Source organism: Cellulophaga sp. (genome assembly GCF_039943695.1).
GTDB lineage: Bacteria > Bacteroidota > Bacteroidia > Flavobacteriales > Flavobacteriaceae > Cellulophaga.
On the sequence record NZ_JBDVAA010000184.1, the window covers coordinates 1 to 6,360 of the forward strand.

General features: G+C 30.6%; 8 protein-coding genes and 1 pseudogene. 6 read left to right on the forward strand and 3 right to left on the reverse strand.

Going from position 1 to position 6,360, the window contains the following annotated elements; genetic code table 11:
* Both ABJD66_RS12770 and ABJD66_RS12775 read right to left on the reverse strand, forming a co-directional pair.
* Positions 1 to 447 (reverse strand): annotated as a pseudogene (locus ABJD66_RS12770) (aspartate kinase); the annotation flags it as partial.
* Between the two features lie 37 nt (positions 448 to 484).
* Positions 485 to 964, reverse strand: coding sequence for a GNAT family N-acetyltransferase (locus ABJD66_RS12775; protein ID WP_348132226.1), 480 nt, complete (start codon positions 962 to 964; stop codon positions 485 to 487).
* Between the two features lie 109 nt (positions 965 to 1,073).
* Here ABJD66_RS12775 and fbp point away from each other — a divergent pair, with 109 nt between their 5' ends.
* The gene (gene fbp / locus ABJD66_RS12780) at positions 1,074 to 2,087 is read left to right on the forward strand and encodes a class 1 fructose-bisphosphatase (protein ID WP_348132245.1); all 1,014 of its coding nucleotides are present in this window, start codon (positions 1,074 to 1,076) and stop codon (positions 2,085 to 2,087) included.
* A gap of 71 nt (positions 2,088 to 2,158) precedes the next feature.
* Here the strand turns inward: fbp and ABJD66_RS12785 are convergent, their stop codons facing one another.
* A complete protein-coding gene (locus ABJD66_RS12785; protein WP_100894009.1) occupies positions 2,159 to 2,581 on the reverse strand; it encodes a TerB family tellurite resistance protein in 423 nt (140 codons plus the stop codon).
* Between the two features lie 235 nt (positions 2,582 to 2,816).
* Here ABJD66_RS12785 and ABJD66_RS12790 point away from each other — a divergent pair, with 235 nt between their 5' ends.
* From ABJD66_RS12790 to ABJD66_RS12810, 5 genes are all read left to right on the forward strand, one after another.
* Entirely contained in the window at positions 2,817 to 3,542 is a 726-nt protein-coding gene (locus tag ABJD66_RS12790; protein ID WP_348132230.1) for a GLPGLI family protein, read from the forward strand.
* A gap of 48 nt (positions 3,543 to 3,590) precedes the next feature.
* On the forward strand, positions 3,591 to 4,349 hold the full coding sequence (locus ABJD66_RS12795) for a GLPGLI family protein (RefSeq protein WP_348132233.1): 759 nt from the start codon (positions 3,591 to 3,593) through the stop codon (positions 4,347 to 4,349).
* 94 nt (positions 4,350 to 4,443) lie between these two features.
* Complete coding sequence (locus ABJD66_RS12800) at positions 4,444 to 5,157, forward strand: GLPGLI family protein (RefSeq protein ID WP_348132236.1); 714 nt, start codon at positions 4,444 to 4,446, stop codon at positions 5,155 to 5,157.
* Positions 5,141 to 5,851, forward strand: coding sequence for a GLPGLI family protein (locus tag ABJD66_RS12805; RefSeq protein ID WP_348132239.1), 711 nt, complete (start codon positions 5,141 to 5,143; stop codon positions 5,849 to 5,851). The genes ABJD66_RS12800 and ABJD66_RS12805 overlap by 17 nt, the downstream gene beginning before the upstream one ends.
* The coding region (locus ABJD66_RS12810; protein WP_348132242.1) for a hypothetical protein at positions 5,841 to 6,360 on the forward strand (520 nt) is incomplete at its 3' end. The genes ABJD66_RS12805 and ABJD66_RS12810, both read left to right, overlap by 11 nt.

Below are 6,360 nucleotides of genomic sequence, written 5' to 3' on the forward strand. Positions count from 1 at the left end.
TTTTATAAACTCACGAACATCTAACCAATTGCTTTGTATATTAACTTGGTTTAAATATGCATTTAAAATAGTAGTAGAAAGCAACTCTCCGTAACCAACAACTTGGTCGTACACAAAACTACGTTTTGGCGACTTGTTCCACGCTAAAAAGCCCTGTACTTCATCAAACAAAACTTTAACTTTAGCATAAACTTCATGCTGTGTATTGTCAAACAAATCATTTAAAATATTTGTATGAAAATCAACAATTTCTTGAATTGTTGCTGGTAAAGCAGCCTTATCATTAAAATAAGCATTTACAACATCTTCCATTGCATTTGTTGTTTTGCCCATTGCAGAAACAACTACCAAAGTGTTAGTATGCCCAACTTGTTGTAACACATTTACAACATTTTTTACACCAGTAGCATCTTTTACAGAAGCGCCACCAAATTTAAAAATCTTCATTTTATTATCTTATATTTTGTATTAACTAGCCTATGTATTAAAGGTTAGCTATGTAATTTTCAATTCCTTTTTCATCTAAATGTACAACGTCCCAATCTCTTTTTACGTCTGCACCTTTACTTTGGTAAAATTTAATAGCTGGCTCGTTCCAATCTAGAACTTCCCAACATATACGTTTTACACCTTGACTATGGCCGTATTTTATAACCTCATTTAATAACAAAGTTCCTAAACCAGAACCACGCATTTTCTGAGTAACAATTAAATCTTCTAAATGCAAAACAGGACCTTTCCAGGTAGAATATCTGTTATACACCAAAGCAAGACCTGCTATTTCATTATTTGCCTCTGCAACAAAGCAGTGAAACAATTTATGATCTCCAAAACCATCTAAAATTAAATCATCTACAGTAACTTCTACCGCTTCTGCTTCTTTTTCAAAAAGTGCCAGTTCCTTAATTAAATTAAGTACTTGCGGCATATCTTCTTTGGTTGCATCTCTAGTAATAAACTCCATAATTTTTCTTCTAATAAACTGCAAAGTAACACGTTTAAGCGACTTTAAATAACGAAAACGTTGTAGTATCACAAAATTATCGATATTTGTACTTAAATAAAACACAGCTATTGATGGACAAAAAAACAAGACTTTAGGAGAATTTATCATTGAAAACCAATCCTCATTTCAATATTCTTCTGGGGAACTCTCTAAACTAATTAACGCCATACGTTTAGCCGCAAAAGTGGTAAACCACGAGGTAAACAAAGCAGGATTAATAGATATATTAGGCGCTGCTGGCGATACTAACATACAAGGAGAAGACCAACAAAAGCTAGATGTTTTAGCAAACGAAAAGTTTATACAAACGCTAAAAAACAGAGAAATTGTTTGTGGTATTGCATCGGAAGAAGAAGATGATTTTATTAGCATTAATAGCCAAGATGAGCAACACCAAAACAAATATATTGTACTTATAGACCCATTAGATGGTTCTTCTAACATAGATGTAAACGTATCTGTAGGTACAATTTTTTCTATATACCGTAGAGTAACACCAGTTGGTACACCAGTAACAATAGAAGACTTTTTACAACCAGGCGATAACCAAGTAGCAGCAGGTTATATTGTTTATGGTACATCTACAATGTTAGTATATACAACAGGTGATGGTGTAAATGGTTTTACATTAAACCCAGCAATTGGTACTTTTTACTTGTCTCACCCAAATATGCAATTTCCAGAAACAGGTAAAATATATTCTGTTAACGAGGGTAACTACATACACTTTCCGCAAGGCGTAAAAGATTATATAAAATATTGCCAGCAAGAAGAAGGAGACAGGCCATACACCTCTAGGTATATTGGCTCATTAGTATCAGATTTTCATAGAAATATGATAAAGGGTGGTATTTATATGTATCCAAAAAGTAATAAAGCCCATGAAGGTAAACTGCGTTTGTTGTATGAGTGTAACCCAATGGCATTTTTAGCAGAACAAGCAAATGGTAAAGCAACTAATGGTAAAGAACGTATAATGGCTTTAAAGCCAACAGAATTGCACCAACGTGTACCTTTTTTCTGTGGTAGCACAAAAATGGTAGAAAAAGCAGAAGAATTTATTGCAAAAGCAAGTAAATAATAAACTTAAAAGCTATAAAAACAAAAAACGAGGCAAAAGCCTCTTTTTTTTATACTTGTAAGCCTATTTGTTTATCTTCTAACAAACATAGCATAATCTTCAAAATCTAATTTTCCACCAAAAATAGTTATAGATCTAGAAATTACCTGATCTGCAGACTCATTAGAATATCCTAAACCAATAGCATATTTTTTAATAAGCAAACGCTCATCATCATCAATATTATGATCTGCAAATATAATTTTAAACAAATCGTACATACGCTCTAAACGCCTGTCTAAACTTGTTGGCGGATCTATTGGGTATTTCCCTGGATTTTTCATTACCTCTTTGTACTCAGTTTCAGTAATATCTAATTTACGTGCAAAACGGTCTAAAACAACTTGCTCTGCATCATTAACCTCACCATCTACACTTGCTAAAGAAGCAATAGATGCAAAGTGTGCAACATTTTTTCTATGTTGGCTATTACCGTATAAATCTTTAAAAGACATAATTTATAATTTAATTTAGACTGCAAATATAATTTTTTGCAATTATAGAACTTCAAAATTTTAAAATTATTTTGGGCGTTCGTTAAAACAGCTGTTTTTAACGCCGTGCTATACGTTACTAATCCTCGCAAAAAGCTGCGGGTTATTCACTACTATCACTAACGCAGTAAAAAGTAACCGCTTTGTTTTAATGTAAGATTTTACTTATATTTATAATGTAACAACCTCATAAGTAATGAAGCATTTTATATTACTCATCTTTTTTAGTTTAAGTATTATTAGCGCTCAAACGCAAAAAGGAAAAGCCACCTATAAACTAAAACACCCGAAAATAGATGTAGTAAACCCAACAAAAAAACCATCTGCAATGGGCAACAGAATAACAGAGTCTATAAAAACAGCCCAAGAGCTCATAGAATTTAATTTGGTTTTTAATAATAAAGAGTCTGTTTTTTACAGAGAAGAAAAACTATACGCAAACCTAGACAAGTTTACTAAAGGTATTATAGAAGTATTAAGCGAAGGTAGGTATTACAGTAACATAGCTACCAACCAAAAATTAAAATCTACCTCTTTTGATAATCAAAAATTTATTGTAAACATTTACCAACCACAGCCTTGGAAAATTAAAGACACAACCAAAACCATACTTGGTTATACTTGCCATAAAGCCACACTTACCAAAACAAATAAAAAAACAACAAAAGACTATACTGTAGAAGCTTGGTTTAGCAAAGATATACCCTACTATTTTGGCCCGGACGAGTACAATGGTTTACCAGGACTTATTTTAGAACTAAAGCTAAACCCTAAACAAACAATATACTGTACAGGTGTAGAACTACAGAGTAAAAAAAATAAACTACTTACAAAACCTACAGAAGGAACTTATGTAAACTCTAATGAAGAGTTTGAAGACATTGTAAAAACATTAGCCTCTACAGCAAAGCAAAAACATTAATTAAGGTACACGTAAACCTTCTTTTTTATTTATTACAAAACTTTAAAAATGATATTGATTAAAGAAAGTAAGTTTCATTACCAAAAAAGATTTCTAATTATTACCATCCTCTTTTGTATATCAATTACAAATGCTCAAATACAAAAAGGTATGGCTACTTATAAGAGTAAACATCCAGAAATAGATGTAGTAGACCCAACAAAAAAACCTTCACATACTAGAGATCAGATTAAACAATCTATAAAAACAGCGGATGAACTAATTGATTTTAACTTGGTCTTTAATAACAAAAAATCTCTGTTTTATAAACAAGATAAGATATACACTAATTTAGACCGTATTACCAGAACTATGATTAATGCCACTTATAGTGGTACTTATTATTCAGATATTGAAAACAATGAAAAATTAAGAGTTGTTACTTTTTCTGGAGAAACCTTTATAGCCAATATTAACAAAAATCTGCCTTGGAAAATTACTGATACAACAAAAGTTATACTTGGCTACACATGCTACAAAGCAACATTATTAAAAAAAAATGAGAGGACTAAGAAATACAATACCATAGAAGCTTGGTTTAGTAAAGAAATACCCTATTATTTTGGACCTTTAGAATTCAATGGTTTACCAGGACTTATTTTAGAACTAAAGCTAAATCCTAAACAAACAATATACTGTACAGGTGTAAAACTACAGAGTAAAAAAAATAAACTACTTACAAAACCTACCGATGGTAAACATATAGAATCTCTTGGAGAACTAAATAAAATAGCCATAGAACTAATGCGTAAAAAAAGACAGAAGTAAACACATTAATAAAGAAAAAGAATACAAATTATTTTTAAACTAAAAATATAGTTTTATATTAGCAAGGTCATCATCAATAAACAACAGGCTATATATGAAACATTTACTCTATTTAATTTTACTACTTCCTTTTTTTTCTTTAGCTCAAATACATAGCGGTACTATAACATATGGCATTACTATAAATAAGCGAGACGATGATAGTTACAAAGGCAAGGAAGGAGTAAAAGAAACAATGATGTTGGTAAGTAAAGCTGCAGCAAACGTAAACTATAAACTTAAGTTTAACGCAGCATATGCAAAGTTTAATGTGGACAACAAATTAGCTATAAAAGATGGTGATTTAGAAGAGTTAGCCATTATTATTTCTGGAAACAAAGGAACTTATTACACATCTTTATCTGAAAAAAAACAGATAATAAAAACAGATGCAGGTATAAATATTAATGCTCCAATAGAAAATGAAGATTGGGACCTAACTAAAGAAACTAAAAAAATAGGAGATTTTTTATGCTATAAGGCAACACAAGTAAAAACAGTACCTAAAGGAGATGTTACTGTAGTAGTATGGTATACACCAGAAATACCATTTGCTTATGGTCCAAACCATTACGTAGGTCGGTTACCAGGCCTAATATTAGAATTAAATGGCTTAATGGCTACTTACAAAGCCAAAGAGATAAAACTAAACCCTAAAAAAGCAATTGTTATAAAGTGGCCAAAAGAGAAAAATAATATGTCTGCAAGCGAGTATAAAAAAGCTGGTGACAAACTCTATCAAGATCGTAAAGATGAGCGTAAAAGATAAACATAGTATTGTTGTAAACGTTATGTTTCTAGTGTTGTGCTTTACTAGTGTAATAGCGCAAAAAACAACGTCTGGCAGTATTACATATACAGTTAATTTAGCTCCAGAATTAATTAAAAACATTTCTAAAACAAATAACCCTAGTACAAGAGCAATATTAAAAAACTCTAAAGAAGTTAGTTACGCTTTAAATTTTAATAGCAAATTATCTACCTATCAAAAAAATGAAAGCTTGTATGATGAAAGCAAACAAAAACTTAACTTAGTTACTACTGGAGCAGGCGGTGCAAGTATATTCTACTACAACACAAAAGATAATACTTTGCTTAAACAGTTAAAATTAGGAGGAGATACTTTTTTAATTACTCAAAACACTAAAAAATGGAAGCTTTTAAATTCTTCAAAACAAATAGGAAAGTACAATTGCTACAAAGCAACTCTTTTAGATAAAAACAATGAACCAACCAAAATAACGGCTTGGTATACTTTAGATTTTCCCTTACCATACGGCCCAAAAGATTACAATGGTCTACCAGGCATAATATTGGAGTTGTACGAAGGTAAATTCTTTTTTAAAGCATCTAAAATACAGTTATCAAATAAAGATAAAATTATAGAAAAGCCAGTAGACGGTATTAAACTAACACAAGAAGAATTTAATAACAGATTTAAAGGTTTTTTTGATGAAAAATAGTGTTGTAAAAATTGTATTAGCATTGATTCTACTAAGCAACTTTACTTATAGTCAAGAGCTGAGTGGTATTATTATGTATAATGGATCACTCAACAAAACTTATATAGATAGCGTATTAAAAACAATTTACGATAATAAAAATATACCTCATGCTCATAAAGAATTTGCCAAAAATGAATATGGAAGTGCTGCTGACGTAGATTATTATTTACATTTTAAAAATAATCAATCGTATTTTTATTACAATGATGCTATTGAATTGGAAACAGGGCACAATCCAACATCGAGCTTAATAGGTAAAATGCCCTTTTATAGAAATATAAAAGCAAATAATATTATAGAAATAAACCAATACGTAGGAACAATAGACAGAAAACCTCTACAATGGAAAATAACTAATAAAAGAAAAAAAATTGGCAAATATGTTTGTAACCAAGCATTGGCAACTGAAACTTTATTTAGCAGACAAGGACATTATTATACTGAAAAAGTAGAAGCTTGGTTTACCA

Excerpts from the sequence above, each read along its gene's own strand:
- ABJD66_RS12775 (WP_348132226.1), bottom strand. The coding sequence starts at position 964 with ATGGAGTTTATTACTAGAGATGCAACCAAAGAAGATATGCCGCAAGTA.
- ABJD66_RS12785 (WP_100894009.1), bottom strand. The coding sequence starts at position 2,581 with ATGTCTTTTAAAGATTTATACGGTAATAGCCAACATAGAAAAAATGTT.
- ABJD66_RS12790 (WP_348132230.1), top strand. The coding sequence starts at position 2,817 with ATGAAGCATTTTATATTACTCATCTTTTTTAGTTTAAGTATTATTAGC.
- ABJD66_RS12795 (WP_348132233.1), top strand. The coding sequence starts at position 3,591 with ATGATATTGATTAAAGAAAGTAAGTTTCATTACCAAAAAAGATTTCTA.
- ABJD66_RS12800 (WP_348132236.1), top strand. The coding sequence starts at position 4,444 with ATGAAACATTTACTCTATTTAATTTTACTACTTCCTTTTTTTTCTTTA.
- ABJD66_RS12805 (WP_348132239.1), top strand. The coding sequence starts at position 5,141 with ATGAGCGTAAAAGATAAACATAGTATTGTTGTAAACGTTATGTTTCTA.